The following is a 21,536-nucleotide window of genomic DNA, read 5'->3' as shown; positions in this document are numbered from 1 at the left end:
CTTCATGGAAACCGTTATAGTAACAGACAGGGGAAAAGTAAGACAGCATAATGAAGACAGTGTTGGCGTCTTTAATAATGAAGACGGAGATGTGCTCGCGGTTGTTGCAGATGGTATGGGAGGTCACTTAGCAGGGGATGTTGCAAGTCAAATGACCATTGCAACGCTGAAAGAAATGTGGGAATCAGCTTCCCGCATTTCTTCCCCTGACCTTGCTGTACATTGGCTCAAAGAGCATATCGAAAAAGTGAATGCTATTTTGCTTGAACATGCATTGACAAATCCGGACTGCAAAGGAATGGGGACAACTGTAGTTGCGGCAATCTGCACAGAAAGCTTTGCCACAATCGGTCATATCGGCGACAGCCGGGGTTACTTATGCAACACTGACGGTTTTAAACAAATAACCGAGGATCATTCGCTTGTAAATGAACTCGTGCGATCAGGACAGATTTCAAAGGAAGATGCAGAACATCATCCCCGAAAAAATGTTCTTGTAAGGGCTTTAGGAACAGAAGAACACGTTGAACTTGATCTGACATCCATTTGTCTTGAGGAATCAGATATTCTGCTATTATGCTCCGATGGACTATCCAACAAAGTTGGCGAGAGTGAAATGATGCAGACGCTAACCTCTATCGGGTCACTTGACGAAATTGCATTATCTTTGGTCAATCAGGCAAATGATAATGGAGGAGAGGATAATATTTCACTCGTCATCGTCAAACAGCCGTCTGAAATCAAAGAGGGTGATCAGACGTGTTAATCGGCAAGCGATTAAGCGGCAGGTATAAAATTCTTCGGGTTATTGGCGGCGGAGGAATGGCAAACGTATATTTGGCGCGGGATATGATCTTAGATCGCGATGTTGCAATGAAAGTCCTAAGATTTGATTTTTCAAATGATGATGAATTTATTAAGAGATTCAGACGAGAGGCTCAATCAGCAACAAGCCTTGCCCATCCTAATATTGTCAGTATTTTTGATGTTGGAGAAGAGGATGGCATCTATTACATCGTCATGGAATACGTTGAAGGCAATACGTTAAAACAATACATACAGCAATATGCACCCCTTCATCCAAGAGAAGCTTTAAATATCATGGAGCAGATCGTATCCGCAATTGCACACGCCCATGAAAATCATATTGTCCATCGTGATATTAAGCCGCACAATATTCTGATCGATCCCCATGGAAATGTAAAGGTAACTGACTTCGGCATCGCAATGGCGCTCAGCTCTACGACTATTACCCAGACGAACTCTGTGCTGGGCTCTGTTCATTATTTGTCGCCAGAACAGGCGCGCGGAGGAATGGCGAATAAAAAATCAGATATTTATTCCCTTGGAATCGTTCTTTTTGAGCTGCTTACGGGCAGACTCCCTTTTGACGGGGAATCTGCCATTTCCATTGCTCTGAAACATCTGCAGTCCGAAACACCTTCTGCAAAAAGGTGGAATGCCACAATCCCGCAGAGTGTGGAGAATATCATTTTAAAGGCAATGGCCAAGGATACCTTTCACAGATATGAATCGGCTGAAGAATTGGAAGAAGATATTTCAACTGCCCTGAAGCCAGAACGGCTAAACGAAGAGAAATTCGTCATTCCGGAAGATAATGAAGCCACAAAAGCGATTCCGATCATAACGGATTCCAATATGTATGAAAAGACCGACGATACGATGGTCCGCGCTCCTGAGAACATAGGAACAGATGAAACAAAAAAGCCGGTAAAAGAGGCAAATAAAAAAGGCAAAAAAGAAAAGAAGAAAAAGAACAAAGCCGGCATGATTATACTGACAATCTTTCTTTTGCTTTTAGTAGCAAGCGTGGCAGCTGTAACTGTTGTTCCATCATTGCTTATGCCAAAGGATGTTGAGGTGCCTGATTTATCGGGAATGCAGTATGAAGAGGCTGTTAAACAGCTGCTTGATGAAAAATTTGTAGTGGATGACCCGATTTTTGTTGAAGATGAAGAAATTCAGGAAGGCTATGTTGTTAAAACAAAACCTGAAGCAGGAAAAACGGTAAAAGAAGGGGATGCAATCATCATTTATGAGAGCTCAGGCAAAGCGAAAGTAGAGCTGGATGATTATGTGAACCGCGATATTAACCGTGTCCGTGATCTTCTTGAACGAAAAGGATTTACAAAAATAAGTGTTGTAGAAGAATTTAATGAAGCAGCGGATGGAACGATTTTAGAACAGGACCCTGAACCTGGAGTTGAGGTCATACCAGGAGAAGATGAGCTTGTCTTAACGATAAGCAAGGGACCTGAGGAGTTTGAGCTTCAGGATTTGACCGGCTATTCAGAGGAAGCTTTGAAAGCTTATATAGAAGAAAAAGATCTGGAATTAGTCAGGAAAGATGTTTATTCAGACACCGTAAGCAAAGGAGAAGTCATCACACAATCTCCTGGACCATCTGAAAAAGTACTCCCTGGAGATACGCTTGAAGCGACAATTTCACTTGGTCCCGAACCAATGCCAATTCAAAAAGTGAAGAAAAAGATCGAAATTCCTTATCCGCCAGAGCTTGCGGGACAGCCAGCCGAGGTCAGTATTAACATAGATGATGCAGAGCATTCAATTTCGGATGTGTTTAATCAGTTTACGATCACTGAGAACGATTCACGCGAAATCGAATTTTCGATTGCACCTGGAGATAAAGCTTTTTATCAGGTTATCATCGAAAACAGGGTTGTGAAATCTGAAATTATTCCATACCCAGAGTAATACCCTGCAGCATCAAGGAGGAAATGTATGCCTAAAGGCAAAATTATTAAAGCGTTAAGCGGATTTTATTATTGTCTTGATGGAGAGCGGACGATCCAGTGCCGCGGACGCGGAGTCTTCCGTAAAAATAAAGTAACACCGCTCGTTGGCGACGAAGTCATTTATGATTACGAAAATGAACGGGAAGGCACCATCCAGGAGGTACTGGACAGAAAAAACGAGCTTGTGCGTCCGCCGATTGCAAATGTCGATCAGGCAATCCTTGTATTTTCAGCTGTTGAGCCTGATTTCAGCACGGTGCTGCTGGACCGCTTTTTAGTCCTTATTGAATCGAACGAGATTGAACCGATTATTTGCATCAGCAAAACGGATTTGATTGAAGATGAAAAACAGAAGAATGAGATTTTTGCCTATGCGGATGATTACCGCAAAATGGGATATGAAGTGAGACTGACTTCTACACTTGAAGCTGATGGCATTGCCGAGCTTCTTCCATTGTTAAATGACCGCATCTCGGTATTTGCCGGACAGTCCGGTGTTGGAAAATCATCTCTTTTAAATGTGCTGCGGCCTGAACTTGCCCTTAAAACGAGCGATATCTCTGCCCATTTGGGCCGCGGAAAGCATACGACAAGGCATGTAGAGCTTATTCCTGTCGGATCAGGGCTGGTAGCAGATACACCTGGCTTCAGTTCATTGGAATTTTTGAATATTGAAGTTGAAGATCTTTCGTATTGTTTTCCGGAAATGAGAGAAAAAAGCGATCAATGCAAATTCAGAGCCTGCACACATGTGTCAGAGCCGAAATGTGCGGTTAAGACGGCAGTGGAAAATGGGGATATCCCGAAATACCGGTATGACCATTATTTGAGTTTTATTGAAGAAATTAAGGATAGAAAGCCGAGGTACTAACCATGATTAAAATTGCACCATCAATTCTTTCAGCTGACTTTTCCCGCCTTGGAGCAGAAATTGAGGATGTTGAAAGAGGGGGAGCGGATTATATTCATGTCGATGTGATGGATGGCCATTTTGTACCTAATATCACAATCGGACCGCTGATTGTTGAAGCGATCAGACCGGTTACAAAACTCCCTTTAGATGTTCATTTAATGATTGAGAATCCTGATGCTTTCATCCGTACATTTGCTAAAATGGGTGCGGATATCATTACTGTTCACGCAGAAGCATGCCCTCATCTGCACCGGACCATTCAGCTGATCAAGTCCGAAGGTGTAAAAGCGGGGGTAGTTCTTAATCCTCATACACCGGCCGATGTCATTAAACACGTTCTTGACGAACTTGATATGGTTCTTCTTATGACCGTCAATCCAGGGTTCGGCGGTCAATCCTTTATTCATTCTGTGCTGCCGAAAATCACTGAAGTAGCAGAAATGGTGAAAGCACGCGGATTGCATACGGAAATTGAAGTGGATGGCGGAGTAAATACAGAAACAGCCAAGCTTTGCATTGAGGCAGGAGCAAATGTCCTTGTTGCCGGTTCAGCAATATATAATCAACAAGATCGCATGAAAGCCATTCGTGAAATAAGAAATGCTTAAGGGATTGTCCAATAAGTCTATAAAATGAAGCAGGCAGGAAAACAAATGGTATTTCCTGCCTGCTTTTTTCTGTAGGTTCTTTTCGTAAACTTGTAAGTGGAGCGGAAAGGAACGGACAACATTTATTATCGAAAACAACAATTTTGTGAAACCAGACTTTCTGGACAACCTCTTTTTAAAAATTCGTTTTAACAATAATATTATTATGTTTACTGGATAGGTGAGGAAAATGAAATCAATTTACATTGTTGCAGGCGGACCGAAAAAGTACATTCCATCTTTAGCAAGCTATGACAAGGATTCAGTTATCTGGATTGGTGTTGACAGGGGAGTCATCTTCCTGCAGGAAGCAGGCATTACCCCCGACAGAGCTTTTGGAGACTTTGATTCCATTTCAGATCATGAACGTGAGGATTTAGCGAAATCGTCTTTTGAAATGGACTTGTTTCCTTCGGAAAAGGATCAAACCGATACGGAGATTGCTTTAGAATGGGCAATTTTGCAGGAACCCGATGAAATTTTTTTATTCGGTTCAACAGGGGGAAGACTGGATCATTTTCTTGCAAATACTCAGCTGCTTGCAAAGTATCCGGATGCACCGATTAAAATCATTGATCATACGAATGAAATAACAGTGCATTTGCCAGGCACTTATCATATCGGAAGTGAAAGCAATCATCCGTATATTTCGTTTCTTCCTGTAACCGGTGAAGTAAAAGGCATTACCCTTCTTGGCTTTAAATACCCGCTTTCAAATTGTCATATTAAGCTTGGCTCTACACTATGTATTAGTAATGAACTTATTCTTTCGTTCGGTACTTTTTCGTTTGAGCAAGGCATATTAATGATGGTAAGAAGTACTGATGAATAACTTCTGGAGCGTTTTTTAAACTATGATGTTTAAAAAAATAATCGGGGCTGCACTTGCTTCGCATACGATGAAGAATGAAAAAACAGATCCGCTGAATCTTTCATCATCATTTTGAACGAATGGCTGAGGAGGGAAAGTATGAAATTTTATACGATCAAATTACCGAAATTTTTAGGTGGCATCGTTCGGGCGATGCTGGGATCATTTAAAAAAGACTAAATACCAAAAGCAAAGCGCCCTGGTCATTAAAGTAATATAGAAATGACCTAAGAAGGCGCTTTTTGCCTTGTTGGGCCATTATCCAAGGCATTGAGAATATAAAAAAAGCACCGCCAAAGCGGTGCTTTTTTCATATGTTTTAATCCCGTCCTGAATTCGTTTTAGAAAATCTATAGAAATGAACGGGTCAAAAGCTTAAAGCTTTTGATTAAACACGCTCAACTTTACCAGATTTTAAAGCTCGAGCAGATACATATACGCGTTTTGGTTTGCCGTCAACTAAGATACGTACTTTTTGAAGGTTAGCACCCCAAGTACGTTTTGAAGCGTTCATTGCGTGAGAACGTGTGTTTCCAGAACGTGTTTTTTTACCTGTGATTACGCATTTACGTGCCATCGTATTCCCTCCTAACTGCAAAAAACCTTTCCAATTCAAACATACTGATCTTGTTTGTCATGAGATACTTTAATAATTTATCACAACTCCTTTCGGAATGCAATAGTTCTTGCTTTTGCTTTCAAGAATTTTTCCTTGACATACATGAATAATTGATGCTGAATAATACTATAGGGTAAGATGTCCCGTGGCAGTGATATAGAATGACTTTTAAAAATCGCTTGTATATAGTAAAATAGCTTTAGCCTATGCGAACAATTCCAAAGGGGGAACAATCATGTCCATTGAGATGAAAACAAAGTACGGACAAATTGACATATCCAATGAAGTCATTGCAACGGTTGCAGGCGGTGCAGCAATAGACTGTTATGGCATTGTCGGAATGGCGTCAAAAAACCAGATCAAAGACGGCATCACTGAGATCTTAAGAAAAGAAAATTTCAGCCGCGGAGTTATTGTCCGTCAAGAAGAAGATCATATCAATATTGATATGTACATTATCGTCAGCTACGGAACTAAAATCTCTGAAGTGGCTCATAATGTTCAAACGAAAGTGAAGTACACACTGGATAAAACAGTTGGACTAGCTGTTGATTCAGTCAATATTTTTGTTCAGAGTGTTCGTGTAACGAACCCGTAGTAAGGAGGAAAAAGTCCGTGTCAATTACAACTTTAGATGGAAAACGTTTTGCAGAAATGATTTTGCAGGGAGCAGGACACCTGTCAAACAATGCAAAATACGTTGATGCATTAAACGTTTTTCCTGTTCCGGATGGAGATACCGGAACAAATATGAACCTTTCGATGACTTCAGGCGCGAAAGAGGTTCAAAATCATGTATCTGAACACATCGGCAAAACCGGTGCAGCACTCTCAAAAGGTTTATTAATGGGAGCCCGCGGAAATTCAGGTGTTATTCTGTCTCAGCTGTTCAGAGGTTTTTCAAAAGCAATCGAATCAAAAAGCACGATTACAAGCGCCGATTTTGCAAACGCACTTCAGGCTGGTGTAAATACTGCTTATAAAGCGGTAATGAAACCTGTTGAAGGTACGATTTTAACTGTTGCTAAAGACTCTGCCAAAAAAGCGGTTGATACAATTGAAGCTGATCCATCTATTTCAATCGATCAATTAATGGAAGCGATTTTAACAGAAGCTAAAGCATCTTTAGAGAGAACGCCGGATTTATTGCCTGTTCTTAAAGAAGTTGGAGTAGTCGACAGCGGCGGCCAGGGACTTGTATTTGTTTATGAAGGTTTCCTTGCCGAATTAAGAGGCGAAAAGGTGTCAAATATTAAGGTTACTGCTTCGATGACGGATCTTGTAAGTGCTGAACATCATAAAAGTGTAGCTTCCCACATCAATACAGAAGACATTGAATTTGGCTACTGTACGGAATTCATGGTTCGGTTTGAAGACGATAAAGACGCTTTTACTGAAGAGACGTTCAGACAGGATCTCAGCGAGCACGGTGATTCTTTATTAGTCATTGCTGATGAGGAAATCGTTAAAGTACATATCCACGCAGAATATCCGGGCCAAGTTCTTACATATGCACAGCGTTATGGAAGCCTGATCAACATGAAAATAGAAAACATGCGCCAGCAGCACACAAGCTTGCTTGATGACGCTCCGTCTATGACTGCTGCTGAACCCGTTTCCAAAAAGAAGGAAAAACAAAAATACGGCATCGTTACTGTGACAATGGGGAAAGGGATTGCAGATCTTTTCAGAAGCATCGGCTCTCATTCAGTCATTGAAGGCGGACAAACGATGAATCCTAGCACTGAGGATATTGTTCAGGCCATTAAAGATGTTCATGCAGAGAATGTCATTATCCTGCCTAACAATTCAAATATTGTCATGGCTGCTCAGCAGGCGGCTTCTGTTGTTGATGATCACGTAATTGTTATTCCATCAAAAACAGTGCCTCAGGGAATGGCTGCATTGCTTGCATTCAATCCCTCGGGATCTGCAGAAGATAATGAAGAAATCATGAAAGAAGCCCTTGGCTCTGTCAAAACAGGTCAAATTACGTACGCTGTCCGCGATACGAATATTGACGGACTTGATATTGAAAAGGGAGACTTCATGGGAATTGCAAACGGCAAAATTGTTACTAAAGACACAAACCAATTAGCCTCTGCGAAAAAGCTTCTTGAAACGATAATTTCAGAAGATGATGAAATTCTTACAATTCTTCAAGGTGAAGATGCTGCTGATGATGAGCTGCAGGAATTGGTGCGATTCATCGAAGAAACATATGAAGAAATTGAAGTGGAAGTTCATAAAGGTGAACAGCCTCTATATTCTTACATCTTTTCAATTGAATAAAACAAAAAAATAGAAGGGGATCCCCCTTCTATTTCTTATGTGAGCTGAAATTTCCCGAACTTTTTTTCCAGTATGATTACGTTTTCGCAATCGGTCATTTTCTGGTAAACTGAGACTTGCAGGGGTAGATTAAGATTTTTTTCAGTAACTTTTTTCTAAGCTTAGGGGGATTTTATGAAATATAGAAGTGTATTTGATATCATTGGACCCATTATGATCGGCCCGTCAAGCTCGCATACAGCAGGGGCTGCAAGAATCGGGAGAGTGGCACGGAGCCTGTTTGGAAGAGAGCCGAAGTGGGCGGCGATTTCGTTTTACGGCTCGTTTGCCAAAACATTTAAAGGCCACGGCACAGATGTAGCCATTATCGGCGGCTTGCTTGACTTTGATACATTTGATGAAAGAATCAAAACATCTTTAGAGATTGCAGATCAAAAAGGAATGAAAGTAACCTTCACAGAAGAAGAAGCGATAACGGATCACCCGAATACGGCGCGTGTCATCATCGGTGATGATCAGGGCCAGCTTGAGCTTGTTGGAATCTCGATCGGCGGAGGGAAAATTGAGATCACTGAACTGAATGGATTTGAACTGAAATTATCAGGAAATCATCCTGCCATTTTAGTTGTTCACAACGACCGTTTTGGCGCCATTGCTGCTGTAGCGAATGTTCTGGCAAAATATGCGATTAATATTGGCCATATGAATGTGGCGCGCAAGGAAAAAGGCAAGCTTGCTTTAATGACGATTGAAGTGGATCAAAACATCGATATTGCTGTACTGGATGAACTTAAAACACTGCCGAATATTCTTCAAGTAACGAAAATAGCAGATTAAGCTGAAAGAAGCAGTGATGTGACTGGGGGAAAAAACATGTTTCGAAATGTAGCAGAACTAATCGAACTTGCTGAAAGCAAGGGCGTTAAAATAGCAGAAATTATGATTCAGCAGGAAATGGAAATGACCGGAAGAACACGCGATCAAATTTTGTCCATGATGGATCAGAATTTAACGGTCATGGAACAAGCTGTTGAAAAGGGACTTGCAGGTGTGAAATCTCATTCTGGGCTGACTGGAGGAGACGCCGTTCTCATGCAGGCATATATCCAAAAGGGGAATTTCCTATCAGGAGAAATTATTCTGGATGCCGTCAGTAAAGCGGTTGCCACAAACGAAGTGAATGCTGCAATGGGAACCATTTGCGCAACCCCTACTGCAGGATCGGCGGGCGTTGTTCCTGGAACTCTTTTTGCGGTAAAAGCTAAATTAAATCCAAGCAGAGAACAAATGATTGATTTTCTGTTTACTTCTGGTGCTTTTGGCTTTGTGGTTGCAAATAACGCATCCATTTCCGGCGCTGCCGGCGGCTGTCAGGCTGAAGTCGGATCTGCTTCAGGCATGGCTGCAGCTGCAATAACAGAGATGGCAGGCGGCACGCCCAGTCAGGCTGCAGAGGCGATGGCAATTACTCTGAAAAATATGCTTGGACTTGTTTGTGATCCGGTTGCCGGTCTAGTAGAAGTTCCATGTGTAAAAAGAAATGCTATGGGAGCAGCAAATGCTATGATCGCGGCTGACATGGCTTTAGCAGGCATTACGAGCCGCATCCCGTGTGATGAGGTAATCGATGCTATGTTCCGCATCGGCCAATCGATGCCGACGGCTCTTAAAGAAACAGCTCAGGGCGGACTCGCGGCCACTCCGACCGGCCGTGAACTCGAGGCGAAAATTTTTGGGATCTCTCTTGATGAACGCGGCTAATACCCTCATGCAGCCTGTCAGTGCCGTAAAGGGGATAGGAGCTGAGTCAGAAGAAATCTTGAATGAAATGGGCATTTATACTGTCAAAGATTTAATTGAATATTTGCCATATCGTTATGAAGATTATCGCCTGAAGGACTTAGCGGAAGTACAGCATGATGAACGGGTGACAGTCGAGGGGAAGGTTCATAGTGAACCTTCTCTTGCCTTTTTCGGCAAAAAGAAATCAAGGCTGACTGTCCGGGTTCTTGTTGGAAGATACTTAATCAGTGCCGTGTTTTTTAACCGCCCGTATTATAAAAAGAAGCTTGAGCTGCAGTCCACCATCACGATTTCGGGAAAATGGGACAAGCACCGCCAGACGATTTCCGTGAGCGAAATCGTATTTGGCCCTCAGGCAAAGCAGCATGAAATCGAACCGGTATACTCAGTTAAAGAAAAGATCACGGTCAAAACGATGAGAAAGTTCATCAATCAGGCACTAAGTCAATACGCATCTGACATCACGGATATGATTCCGGAACAGCTGATGGCCGCGTATCGTCTGCCCGCAAAAAAAGAAGCCATTTTTACCATGCATCACCCCTTGAAGCATGAGGATTTAAAGCATGCAAGAAGATATTTTGTCTATGAGGAATTCCTTCTTTTCCAGCTGAAAATGCAGGCTTTGCGAAAATTCCAGCGCGAGCAGTCTCATGGAATTATCCATCAGATCGACCCATTGCAATTAGACGGATTTACCGAATCTCTTCCTTTTCCTCTAACTAATGCCCAGCAGAGGGTAGTCGGGGAAATCTTAACTGACATGAAGTCAAACTACCGCATGAACCGCCTCCTTCAGGGAGATGTGGGCTCAGGTAAAACAGTTGTTGCGGCCATTGCTATGTATGCCGCTCATTTATCCGGTTATCAAGCTGCATTGATGGTGCCGACAGAAATTCTCGCTGAGCAGCATGCAGAATCACTATCGGAAACCTTCAGCCGATCCCCTGTCACTGTCGCTTTGCTTACCAGTTCGGTGAAAGGGAAAAAAAGAAGAGAACTTCTGCAGAGAGTTGTAGATGGCGAAATTCAATTTGTTGTCGGAACGCATGCCCTGATTCAGCAGGATGTCCATTTTGCAAAGCTTGGACTCGTGATTACAGATGAACAGCACCGCTTTGGTGTTGAGCAGAGAAAAGTGCTGCGTGCTAAAGGAGAAAATCCGGATGTCCTGTTTATGACAGCTACACCTATTCCAAGGACGCTTGCCATCACGGCATTTGGCGAAATGGATGTCTCTGTGATTGACGAACTTCCTGCTGGGCGAAAACAAATTGAAACGTATTGGGTGAAGCACGAAATGCTGGACCGCATCCTTCGTTTTATTCATAAAGAACTGCAGGCAGGAAGACAGGCTTATGTCATCTGCCCCCTTATTGAGGAATCCGATAAGCTTGATGTTCAAAATGCAATCGACGTTCACAGCACACTCGTTCACTTTTATAAAGATAAATGGAATGTGGGACTGATGCACGGCAGACTGACAAGTGCGGAAAAAGACGAAGTGATGAGGGAGTTCAGTGAAAACCGGGTTCAAATTTTAGTTTCCACAACTGTTGTTGAAGTGGGAGTCAATGTACCGAATGCGACGGTTATGATGATTTATGATGCAGAGCGCTTCGGACTTTCGCAGCTTCATCAATTAAGAGGCAGGGTAGGACGAGGAAGCTCCCAGTCATACTGTATCCTGCTTGCTGATCCGAAATCAGAAACAGGCAAAGAACGCATGCGTGTGATGACAGAAACAGCGGATGGCTTTGAGCTGTCAGAGAAAGACCTCGAGCTCAGAGGGCCGGGAGACTTTTTTGGCAGGAAGCAAAGCGGAATGCCTGAGTTTAAAGTGGCTGATATGGTTCATGATTACCGTGCGCTTGAAACAGCCAGAAGTGATGCTGCAAAGCTCGTTCAATCCGATGCTTTCTGGCACTCAGATGACTATAGGGAACTCAGGGAGTATCTTGAACAAACAGGGGTAGTTGATGGAGATAAATTAGATTAATAGATTACTACAATAGAGAAAGCAGATTGCATTTGGACCTTGCAATCTGCTTTATTTGATTATATACTACTATTAGTACCTAGTCTTAAGAGTGCGGACGGTGTCAGACTAAATGAGAAAATCCAAAAAAGAGCGGCAGTCGATGCTGCAGCAGACTATAAATGATACACCTTTTATTACAGACGAAGAACTGGCAGATAAATTCAGTGTCAGCATTCAGACAATCAGGCTTGACCGGCTTGAGCTTTCGATTCCGGAGCTTCGCGAACGGATTAAACATGTAGCCGTCAAGCAGCTTGACGATGAAGTGAAATCACTTCCGTTAGAAGAAGTAATCGGCGAAATTATCGACCTTGATCTTGATTCCTCAGCCATTTCTATTTTTGAAGTGAAAAAAGAGCACGTGTTTGTCCGGAACCAAATCGCCCGCGGCCATCATTTATTTGCTCAGGCGAATTCACTGGCAGTTGCTGTCATTGACGATGAACTGGCTTTAACAGCTAAGGCAAATATTCGTTTTACCAGGCAGGTTAAAGAAAAAGAGAGAGTAATCGCTAAAGCTAAAGTGATAAAAATGGATGAAGACAAAGGAAGAACCACGGTCGATGTAAACAGTTATGTCGGAACTGAGCTGGTCTTCTCCGGCACATTTGAAATGTACCGGTCAAAAACAATGAAAAAGGCAGGTTTCAGCAATGAAGATCGCAATTGATGCAATGGGAGGGGACAACGCTCCTAAAGCTATCGTAGAAGGTGCAATGAAAGCTGTCACTCTATTTAAAGATATTGAGATTACCTTATACGGCAGAGAAACTCTTATAAAAGAACATCTTTCTAATCCGGAAAGAATTACAATTGTACATACGGATACCGTCATTGAAGGAACAGATGAACCTGTCAGAGCGGTGAGAAGAAAAAAAGATGCATCAATGGTGCTGATGGCAAACGCTGTAAAAGAAGGACAGGCTGATGCCTGTATTTCTGCAGGCAACACCGGAGCATTAATGACAGCCGGGCTATTTATTGTCGGCAGAATAGACGGCATTGAACGGCCTGCATTATCGCCGACACTTCCTACTATAGAAGGACAGGGCTTTCTCATGCTGGATGTTGGGGCAAATGTAGACGCAAAGCCTGAGCATTTGCAGCAATACGCGATCATGGGCTCCATTTATGCCAAACAGGTCCGCGGACTTGCAAATCCAAGAATAGGATTGCTGAATGTCGGCACAGAGGACAAAAAGGGAAATGAACTGACAAAAGCAGCTTTTCAATTATTGAAAGAATCTGATCTTAACTTTATTGGAAACGTTGAAGCGAGAGATTTGCTTGACGGAGCAGCAGATGTTGTCGTAACAGACGGATTTACCGGCAATGTTGCTTTAAAAACGGTAGAGGGAACGGCGCTGTCCGTATTTAAAATGCTGAAGACAGCATTAACCAGCAATATGAAATCAAAACTCGCAGCCGCAGTATTAAAGCCGCAATTAAAAGAAATCAAAGGGAAGATGGATTACTCCGAGTACGGCGGTGCCGGATTATTCGGACTGAAGGCTCCTGTTATTAAAGCGCACGGCTCTTCAGACCCTAACGCTGTTTATAATGCAATCCGTCAGGCGCGCGAGATGGTAAACAACGATGTCTGCAAAACGATTCAGCAAACAATTGAGAAAACGAACTCTGTTCGGGATCTTGAGAGGAGATAGAATATGAGTAAACTAGCCTTTATTTTTCCCGGTCAAGGATCACAGACTGTCGGCATGGGGAAAGATTTATATGATGAAGTGGAAGCATCGCGAAGCGTGTTTGCAGCTGCAGATGAAAAGCTTGGTATTCAGCTTTCTGAAATAATCTTTGAAGGTCCGCAAGAAAAGCTGACATTGACGTACAACGCACAGCCTGCTCTGCTGACAGCAAGCATCGCTGTTTTGGAAAAATTCAAAGAAAGCGGAATTCAGCCTGATTTTGTTGCCGGACACAGTCTTGGAGAATACACGGCACTTGTGGCAGGCGGAGTCCTTTCCTTTGAAGATGCTGTATATGCTGTCAGAAAACGCGGAGAATATATGAACGAAGCTGTTCCTGCTGGCGTCGGAGCGATGGCGGCGATTCTTGGAATGAATTTAGAGGATCTGCGTGAAGTGACAGAACAAATCACAAACGATGGTTTCTCTGTGCAGCTGGCGAATTTGAATTGCCCTGGTCAGATTGTCATTTCAGGTACGGCAGAAGGTGTAGAAAAGGCGTCAGCATTAGCAAAGGAGAATGGCGCTAAAAGAGCAATCCCGCTTGATGTGAGCGGTCCGTTTCATTCAGAGCTGATGAAGCCTGCTGCAGAAAAGTTCAAAAGCATACTTGATGAAGTCAGTCTTAGTGATGCAGCTGTCCCTGTAGTGGCAAATGTTACAGCATCACCTGTAACACGCAGTGCAGACATAAAAAACCTGCTCTTCGAACAATTGTTTTCTCCAGTCAAATGGGAGCAATCGGTCAGTGAAATGATAGAACAGGGTGTAACGACTTTCGTTGAAATCGGGCCTGGAAAAGTTCTTTCAGGATTAGTGAAAAAAATCGATCGCAAGGTAAACACGATTGCTGTATCTGACTTGGCATCAATCGAAGCTGCAATCGAAAAGCTCAGGGAGGTCAAATAATGGTTGAAGGTAAAGTGGCATTAGTTACTGGTGCATCAAGAGGAATCGGCCGCGCCATTGCACTTGAACTGGCTCAAAATGGTGCAAATGTAGCGGTGAATTACGCAGGAAGCGAAGCAAAAGCCAATGAAGTTGTCGATGAAATAAAAGCGCTCGGCAGAGAAGCATTTGCCGTTCAGGCAGATGTCAGCGACAGTGAGGCTGTAGCTGCGATGGTCAAAGCAACAGTTGAGCAATTTGGCAGACTGGATATACTAGTAAACAATGCCGGCATTACAAAAGATAATCTTCTGATGAGAATGAAAGACTCTGAGTGGGATGATGTCATCAACATCAATTTGAAAGGTGTTTTTCTGACGACTAAAGCGGTAACACGACAAATGATGAAGCAGCGTCAAGGCCGAATCATCAATATTGCATCCATCGTCGGGGTAAGCGGAAATCCTGGCCAGGCCAATTATGTAGCGGCTAAAGCAGGTGTGATCGGTTTAACAAAAACCGCAGCTAAAGAGCTTTCATCGAGAAATATTACAGTCAATGCCATTGCACCCGGGTTTATCACAACCGATATGACGGATAAACTAACTGAAGAAGTGAAAACCGAAATGCTGAAGCAAATTCCGCTTGCCCGCTTTGGTGAGCCATCTGATATTTCAAATGCGGTCACGTTCTTAGCTTCTGATAAAAGCAGCTATATCACAGGGCAGACGATCCATATTGACGGCGGAATGGTCATGTAAAAAAGAATTTTGTGTCTTGCTTTGGATTCTCTGATTTCGGCTAGTTTTTTAATAGGATATACACTATAATACTTTGAGGGGAGGTGAAATGTTATGGCAGATGTACTAGCTCGCGTAACGAAAATTATCGTTGACCGTCTTGGTGTTGATGAGGCTGAAGTAAAAATGGAAGCTTCTTTTAAAGACGATTTAGGTGCGGATTCCCTTGATGTAGTAGAACTTGTAATGGAACTTGAAGATGAGTTCGACATGGAGATTTCTGATGAAGATGCAGAAACAATTGCAACAGTGGGTGACGCTGTGAACTACATACAAAGTCAACAGTAATGTTGCATTTAAAGTCCCGTTTTAAAGCGGGGCTTTATCCCTTTTAAAACATGGGAACAAAAAAGAAAAGATGCGGTTGTTTAAGTGATGGAGGTACCTATGCCGAAGATGAATTACAGAGAGAGAAGATCGTTTGTCAAAAAAGCAGAATTCAAACAATTTCAAGAACAAATTGGCCATACATTTCAAAATGAAAGACTTTTGTATCAAGCCTTCACACATTCATCCTATGTGAATGAGCATCGCAAAAAGCCTTACGAGGACAATGAAAGACTGGAATTTTTAGGAGATGCGGTTTTAGAGTTAACGATTTCTCAGTTTTTATTTAAGAAATATCCAACAATGAGCGAAGGGGACTTAACAAAGGTCCGAGCGGCTATTGTATGTGAGCCGTCGCTTGTTGCATTTGCAAATGAATTATCATTTGGAAAGCTTGTACTGCTTGGTAAAGGTGAAGAAATGACTGGCGGAAGAGCAAGACCTGCTCTGCTGGCAGATGTTTTTGAAGCATTTATTGGAGCTTTATATTTGGATTCAGGGCTTGATCCTGTCGTTGCCTTTTTAGAAAAATGTGTATTTCCTAAAATTAATGATGGTGCTTTTTCTCATGTGATGGATTTTAAAAGTCAGCTTCAGGAGTTTGTTCAAAGAGACAGCAAAGGTTCTTTGGAATATAAAATTCTTCAGGAGAAGGGTCCTGCCCACAATCGCGAATTTGTGGCGACTGTCTCTTTGAATGGAGAAATCCTCGGAACCGGAAACGGCAAATCCAAAAAAGTGGCTGAACAGCATGCCGCGCAGGAAGCATTAACAAAACTGAAACCTCATTAAGTTGAATTAACCCCCGGAATTCAGGGGGTTCTCTTTATGTCCGGCAGTTTTTGAATAATGGTTTCGTGCAAGATTTCTATTAATAGTTCGCTGCATCTGGATGGATTGCGGGAAGGGGCTTTATCTTTTTAAACATACTGCCCTGAATTATGATAGAATATGGTTGATTTTAAAGAATAGTAGGGAGGATCCTAAATGTTCCTCAAACGTTTGGATATAGTAGGGTTTAAATCATTCGCAGAGCGGGTGAATGTAGATTTTGTTAAAGGCGTGACCGCGGTAGTCGGACCAAACGGCAGCGGGAAAAGCAATATTACCGATGCCATAAGATGGGTGCTTGGCGAGCAGTCGGCAAGGTCACTCCGGGGAACGAAAATGGAGGATATTATCTTTGCCGGAAGCGACTCAAGAAAAGGCGTAAATATGGCGGAGGTTACTCTGACTCTTGATAACGAGGACCAGTTTCTGCCGATCGATTATCATGAGGTATCGGTTACGAGGAGAGTATACAGATCTGGTGAAAGCGACTTTTATATTAACAATCAGTCTTGCCGTCTGAAAGATATTGTCGATCTTTTTATGGATTCCGGACTTGGCAAAGAAGCTTTTTCAATTATCAGCCAAGGGAAAGTGGAAGAAATTCTCAGCAGCAAAGCAGAGGAAAGACGCAGCATCTTTGAAGAAGCGGCAGGTGTTTTAAAATATAAAACACGAAAGAAAAAAGCAGAATTCAAATTAGCGGAAACGCAGGAAAATCTTAATCGTGTTCAAGATATTCTTCATGAACTTGAAGGCCAGGTCGAGCCTCTTAAAATTCAGGCATCGATTGCAAAGGATTTTCTGGAGAAAAAAGAAGAACTTGAGCAATTTGAAGTAGCTCTCACGGTTTATGAAATTGAAGAGCTTCATAAAAAATGGGAGTCTTTATCACAGACTGTTGAGAATGGAAGACTGCAAGAAAGCAGTCTGTTTGCCTCTGTTCAAAAGAAAGAGGCCGAAATTGAACAAACCAGGGATCAGTCCCAGGCACTCGACGAATCTATTAATGATCTTCAGCAAGTGCTGCTTCTTGCAAGCGAGGACCTCGAAAAGCTTGAAGGCCGCAAAGAAGTTCTTAAAGAGCGCAAAAAAAATGCCCATCAGAATAAATCTCAGCTGCAAAAAATAATAGAAGAAGCATCTGAACGGACAGCAGCTCTTGAGAATGAAAAGAAAACCCAGTCAGCATTATTGGAACATCTACAAAAAGAAGTCAGCGAACTTAAAAAACAGCTTCAGGAGAAACAAACACTGCTGTCAACGTATGATCAGAACATTGAAGAGAAAATTGAATCTCTCAAAAGTGAATATTTTGATTTGCTGAATGCCCAGGCACAGGCAAGAAATGAAATGACATACATAGATGATCAAATGGATCAGCAAACAAAAAAAACCGGCCGGTTAAAAGAAGCAAATCAAAAGTACATTAACGAACGAAATGAGATTGAAGAGAAAAAGAGAAGACTTGAAGCAAAGCTCTCTTTACTTGAAGCTCAGCTGGATGAACAAATTAAAACCTTCCGTGCCGCACAGGCAAAATTAGAGAAGGACAAAGCAGCTTATCAAAAAAGAGAAACGGCACTTTATCAAGCCTATCAATATTTGCAGCAGACAAAATCGCGCAAAGAAATGCTTGAGGCCATGCAGGAGGATTACGCAGGATTCTTCCAGGGTGTAAAAGAAGTCCTGAAGCAGCGCAATCAGCTTCAAGGCATTCATGGCGCCATTGCAGAGCTTATATCAACGGACAAGCAATATGAGACAGCGGTAGAAATTGCCCTTGGCGGTGCTGCGCAGCATGTGGTAGTTGAAGACGAACAAGCTGCAAGAACAGCGATTTCTTATCTGAAGAAAAATGCGTTTGGGCGTGCGACATTCCTGCCGCTGACTGTCATGAAGGAACGCACCGTTTCACCGCATGATCTCCAAACATTGAGAAGCCACAGTGCTTTTAAAGGAATTGCTTCAGAACTGGTTTCTTTTGACCCTCGCTACCATAAAGCTGTATCTAATCTGCTCGGCACAGTCGTTGTCACAGAAGATTTAAAGGGCGCAAATGAACTTGCTAAACTGCTAAACTACCGTTTTCGCTTTGTTACTGTGGGCGGAGATGTCGTAAATCCCGGGGGATCGATGACAGGAGGAGCCGTCAAGCAAAAAAACAATTCACTCTTAAGCCGCAGCCGCGAATTAGAAACAATTGAAAAGCAATTTAATGAAATGAGCGACAAAACAAGTCAGCTTGAAGAAGACGTGAAATCGCTGAAGCACTCGATTTCAGCTCTGGATCAGCAGGTTGAACTTCAAAGAGAAAAAGGAGAGCAGCTGCGGATTGAAACACAGTCAGTCCGTTCCGAACTGAGAGAGATGGAAATGAACGAGAAGAATGTAAACAATCATCTTTCTCTTTATGATGCCGAAAAAGAATCATATCAGATTGAAGAGGCAAGAATGATAAAGCGGAAAGAAGAGCTTGCGGTGCAGCTGGATGCTTCAAAGGAAAAAATGAAGGATCTTGATCAGCTTATTGCCGAATTATCTGTACAAAAAACAACCCAGCAATCTTCAAAAGAAGAAGTTCAAAACGAGATAACCGATCTGAAAGTTGTATTAGCAAGCAAAAAGCAATCACTCGAAAATCAGCTTGAAAAAGCAAAACGCACAAAGCATGAGCTTGATGATCAGCATAAAAAATTGACGGAAGCGCGGGAAGATTTGAATTTCCTGCACGATGAAATGAATTCCAATTTTTCTGGAGAAGAAAAATTAGAGGAAACAGCCCGTCAAAAACGCGAAGACAAAAACAAAACGATTGAACTGATTTCCGTCAGACGAAATCAGCGCCTGAAACTTCAGGATCAGCTTGAAGTTTCTGAACGGGAATTGAAAGAATTAAACAGGCAGCATAAGCAGCTTTCAGATCTGCTGAAAGATGAAGAGGTCAGATTAAACCGATTCGATGTAGAACTTGATAATCGACTGAATCATTTGCGTCAGGAATACTTGCTTTCATTTGAAGCTGCCAAAGAAAAATATGTTCTGGATCTTGATGCGGGTGAGGCACGCAAGCGGGTAAAACTCATTAAACTTGCGATTGAAGAGCTGGGAACGGTCAATCTTGGAGCGATTGATGAATATGAAAGGGTTTCAGAACGATTCCATTTTCTTAGTGATCAGCGCAATGACCTTCAAGAAGCCAAAGACACTCTCTATCAGGTTATTGGCGAAATGGATGAAGAAATGAAAAAGAGATTTCATCATACCTTCACCCAAATCAGATCTCATTTTGAGTCTGTCTTTCAAGCGCTGTTTGGAGGCGGCCGTGCAGAGCTCAGACTTACATATCCAGATGATCTGCTGAACACAGGGGTTGATATTGTCGCTCAGCCTCCAGGAAAAAAACTTCAAAACCTCGGTCTTTTATCAGGCGGAGAGCGTGCATTAACAGCAATTGCATTGCTTTTCTCCATTTTAAAAGTCCGTCCGGTGCCATTTTGTGTTCTTGATGAGGTCGAAGCAGCCCTTGATGAAGCGAATGTCCACAGGTTTTCTCAATATCTGAAGAAATTCAGCAAAGACACACAATTTATCGTTATCACACACCGCAAAGGCACGATGGAAGATGCTGATGTACTGTATGGCGTTACCATGCAGGAGTCAGGCGTTTCCAAGATGGTTTCAGTCCGCTTGGAAGAAACAAAAGAATTTGTGCAATCAGGATGAAAGGAAGAAGCTGAATGAGTTTTTTTAAAAAATTAAAAGAGAAATTTACACAGCAGCAAGAGCCGGATTCTTCACCGGAAAAATTTAAAGACGGCCTGACAAAAACACGGGTCTCATTTTCAGAACGGGTGAATAATCTTGTAGCCCGCTACCGCAAAGTAGACGAAGAGTTTTTTGAAGAGCTTGAAGAAGTTTTGATCGGTGCCGATGTTGGCGTATCAACGGTCATGGAACTGATTGATGAGCTGAAAACAGAAGTAAAGCGCCGCAACATCCAAGATTCAAAAGATGTGCGTTCTGTCATTTCAGAAAAGCTCGTTGACATCTATCAAGGGGAAGATGCTGAATCTCCAAAACTTGATATTCAAGAAGGCCGATTAAACGTCGTCTTGTTTGTCGGAGTAAACGGTGTTGGAAAAACAACGACAATCGGCAAACTCGCACACAAGCTTAAACGGGAGGGCAAATCCGTTCTGCTCGCTGCAGGAGACACATTCCGCGCTGGTGCGATTGAACAGCTGGAAGTTTGGGGAGAGCGCACAGGAGTGGATGTCATTAAGCAGTCAGCCGGCTCTGATCCCGCAGCTGTCATGTTTGATGCAGTCCAGGCAGCTAAAGCAAGAAAAGTAGATGTCTTATTATGCGATACAGCAGGACGTCTGCAAAATAAGGTAAACCTCATGAAAGAACTCGAAAAAGTGAAGCGCGTGATCGAACGTGAAATTCCCGGCGCTCCTCACGAAGTGCTGCTTGTCCTTGACGCAACAACCGGCCAAAATGCCATGGTCCAGGCGAAACAATTTTCTCAGGCAACAGATGTATCAGGCATCGTCCTGACGAAGCTTGATGGTACAGCAAAAGGCGGCATCGTTCTCGCCATCCGCAATGAACTGAGCATACCGGTGAAATTTGTCGGCCTTGGCGAAAAAATGGATGACCTCCAGGAATTTGATGCTGAACAGTATGTATATGGATTATTTGCTGATTTAGTGGAAGAAGCATAAACAGAATAAAACTGTCTCATGAAGCCGTGAATAGGCTGTGATGAGGCAGTTTTTTCTTATCTTGAGAAAAGATAGGCTGAAAACTTGAAAATGATCATGATACTATTGTAAATCACAGAAGCAAAGGCAAAAACCGCCTTCACATCTGTCAGCCTGCGCTAAACGGGCGATTCCGCTTTTCTCATTGTCCAGCTCCACCTCCTAGACCCTCGGCCAGAACGTCTCATCCAGCAAAGGCAAAAAGCGCCTTCACTGGATGAGCCTTATCTGTCTGTCGGGTCTGAACAGTCGGTTCCG

20 protein-coding genes are annotated in these 21,536 nt (G+C 42.7%); 19 read left to right on the top strand and 1 reads right to left on the bottom strand.

The window, feature by feature from the left end:
* Nucleotides 1-4: 4 nt before the first annotated feature.
* The 6 genes from E2R53_RS07620 (at nt 5) to spoVM (ending at nt 5,388) form a co-directional block, all read left to right on the top strand.
* The gene (locus E2R53_RS07620; protein WP_133311215.1) at nt 5-766 is read left to right on the top strand and encodes a Stp1/IreP family PP2C-type Ser/Thr phosphatase; all 762 of its coding nucleotides are present in this window, start codon (nt 5-7) and stop codon (nt 764-766) included.
* A complete protein-coding gene (pknB, locus tag E2R53_RS07615; RefSeq protein WP_133311214.1) occupies nt 760-2,736 on the top strand; it encodes a Stk1 family PASTA domain-containing Ser/Thr kinase in 1,977 nt (658 codons plus the stop codon). Before E2R53_RS07620 ends, pknB begins: the two co-directional genes overlap by 7 nt.
* Before the next feature lie 27 nt (nt 2,737-2,763).
* Nucleotides 2,764-3,648 carry a ribosome small subunit-dependent GTPase A gene (rsgA, locus tag E2R53_RS07610; RefSeq protein ID WP_133311213.1) on the top strand — a complete coding sequence of 295 codons (885 nt, stop codon included), beginning with the start codon at nt 2,764-2,766 and terminating at the stop codon, nt 3,646-3,648.
* Between the two features lie 2 nt (nt 3,649-3,650).
* Nucleotides 3,651-4,298, top strand: a complete 648-nt coding sequence (gene rpe / locus E2R53_RS07605) for a ribulose-phosphate 3-epimerase (protein ID WP_133311212.1) — start codon at nt 3,651-3,653, stop codon at nt 4,296-4,298.
* A gap of 229 nt (nt 4,299-4,527) precedes the next feature.
* Nucleotides 4,528-5,169 (top strand): thiamine diphosphokinase, encoded by a 642-nt coding sequence (locus tag E2R53_RS07600; protein WP_133311211.1) that lies wholly within the window; start codon nt 4,528-4,530, stop codon nt 5,167-5,169.
* A gap of 138 nt (nt 5,170-5,307) precedes the next feature.
* Nucleotides 5,308-5,388 (top strand): stage V sporulation protein SpoVM, encoded by an 81-nt coding sequence (gene spoVM / locus E2R53_RS07595; protein WP_003328987.1) that lies wholly within the window; start codon nt 5,308-5,310, stop codon nt 5,386-5,388.
* A gap of 208 nt (nt 5,389-5,596) precedes the next feature.
* Here spoVM and rpmB read toward each other — a convergent pair whose 3' ends face one another.
* Complete coding sequence (gene rpmB / locus E2R53_RS07590; RefSeq protein WP_070879136.1) at nt 5,597-5,785, bottom strand: 50S ribosomal protein L28; 189 nt, start codon at nt 5,783-5,785, stop codon at nt 5,597-5,599.
* A 277-nt stretch (nt 5,786-6,062) separates the two neighbouring features.
* Between rpmB and E2R53_RS07585 the strand changes: the two genes are divergently transcribed.
* The 13 genes from E2R53_RS07585 to ftsY all read left to right on the top strand — a co-directional run bounded on the left by E2R53_RS07585 (nt 6,063) and on the right by ftsY (nt 21,239).
* Nucleotides 6,063-6,425 carry an Asp23/Gls24 family envelope stress response protein gene (locus E2R53_RS07585; protein ID WP_070879137.1) on the top strand — a complete coding sequence of 121 codons (363 nt, stop codon included), beginning with the start codon at nt 6,063-6,065 and terminating at the stop codon, nt 6,423-6,425.
* Nucleotides 6,426-6,442: 17 nt separating this feature from the next.
* Nucleotides 6,443-8,119, top strand: coding sequence for a DAK2 domain-containing protein (locus E2R53_RS07580; RefSeq protein WP_133311210.1), 1,677 nt, complete (start codon nt 6,443-6,445; stop codon nt 8,117-8,119).
* 174 nt (nt 8,120-8,293) lie between these two features.
* Entirely contained in the window at nt 8,294-8,956 is a 663-nt protein-coding gene (gene sdaAB, locus E2R53_RS07575; RefSeq protein WP_070879139.1) for an L-serine ammonia-lyase, iron-sulfur-dependent subunit beta, read from the top strand.
* Nucleotides 8,957-8,992: 36 nt separating this feature from the next.
* Entirely contained in the window at nt 8,993-9,880 is an 888-nt protein-coding gene (sdaAA, locus tag E2R53_RS07570; RefSeq protein WP_133311209.1) for an L-serine ammonia-lyase, iron-sulfur-dependent, subunit alpha, read from the top strand.
* Nucleotides 9,867-11,921 (top strand): ATP-dependent DNA helicase RecG, encoded by a 2,055-nt coding sequence (gene recG / locus E2R53_RS07565; protein WP_133311208.1) that lies wholly within the window; start codon nt 9,867-9,869, stop codon nt 11,919-11,921. Before sdaAA ends, recG begins: the two co-directional genes overlap by 14 nt.
* A 112-nt stretch (nt 11,922-12,033) precedes the next feature.
* A complete protein-coding gene (fapR, locus tag E2R53_RS07560; protein WP_133311207.1) occupies nt 12,034-12,633 on the top strand; it encodes a transcription factor FapR in 600 nt (199 codons plus the stop codon).
* Nucleotides 12,617-13,627 (top strand): phosphate acyltransferase PlsX, encoded by a 1,011-nt coding sequence (plsX, locus tag E2R53_RS07555; protein WP_133311206.1) that lies wholly within the window; start codon nt 12,617-12,619, stop codon nt 13,625-13,627. Before fapR ends, plsX begins: the two co-directional genes overlap by 17 nt.
* A 3-nt stretch (nt 13,628-13,630) precedes the next feature.
* Complete coding sequence (gene fabD / locus E2R53_RS07550) at nt 13,631-14,575, top strand: ACP S-malonyltransferase (protein ID WP_133311205.1); 945 nt, start codon at nt 13,631-13,633, stop codon at nt 14,573-14,575.
* On the top strand, nt 14,575-15,315 hold the full coding sequence (fabG, locus tag E2R53_RS07545; RefSeq protein ID WP_070879145.1) for a 3-oxoacyl-[acyl-carrier-protein] reductase: 741 nt from the start codon (nt 14,575-14,577) through the stop codon (nt 15,313-15,315). The genes fabD and fabG overlap by 1 nt, the downstream gene beginning before the upstream one ends.
* Before the next feature lie 93 nt (nt 15,316-15,408).
* On the top strand, nt 15,409-15,642 hold the full coding sequence (gene acpP / locus E2R53_RS07540; protein WP_070879146.1) for an acyl carrier protein: 234 nt from the start codon (nt 15,409-15,411) through the stop codon (nt 15,640-15,642).
* Nucleotides 15,643-15,741: 99 nt separating this feature from the next.
* Entirely contained in the window at nt 15,742-16,473 is a 732-nt protein-coding gene (gene rnc / locus E2R53_RS07535; RefSeq protein ID WP_133311204.1) for a ribonuclease III, read from the top strand.
* A gap of 195 nt (nt 16,474-16,668) precedes the next feature.
* Complete coding sequence (smc, locus tag E2R53_RS07530) at nt 16,669-20,235, top strand: chromosome segregation protein SMC (RefSeq protein ID WP_133311203.1); 3,567 nt, start codon at nt 16,669-16,671, stop codon at nt 20,233-20,235.
* 14 nt (nt 20,236-20,249) lie between these two features.
* A complete protein-coding gene (ftsY, locus tag E2R53_RS07525) occupies nt 20,250-21,239 on the top strand; it encodes a signal recognition particle-docking protein FtsY (RefSeq protein ID WP_133311202.1) in 990 nt (329 codons plus the stop codon).
* Nucleotides 21,240-21,536 lie beyond the last annotated feature (297 nt).

The organism is Peribacillus frigoritolerans (assembly GCF_004358755.1).
In the GTDB taxonomy this organism is placed as follows: Bacteria; Bacillota; Bacilli; order Bacillales; family Bacillaceae; genus Bacillus_P.
The sequence above is the reverse complement of the archived record's forward strand: the minus strand, read 5'-3'. Positions and strand labels throughout refer to the sequence as shown.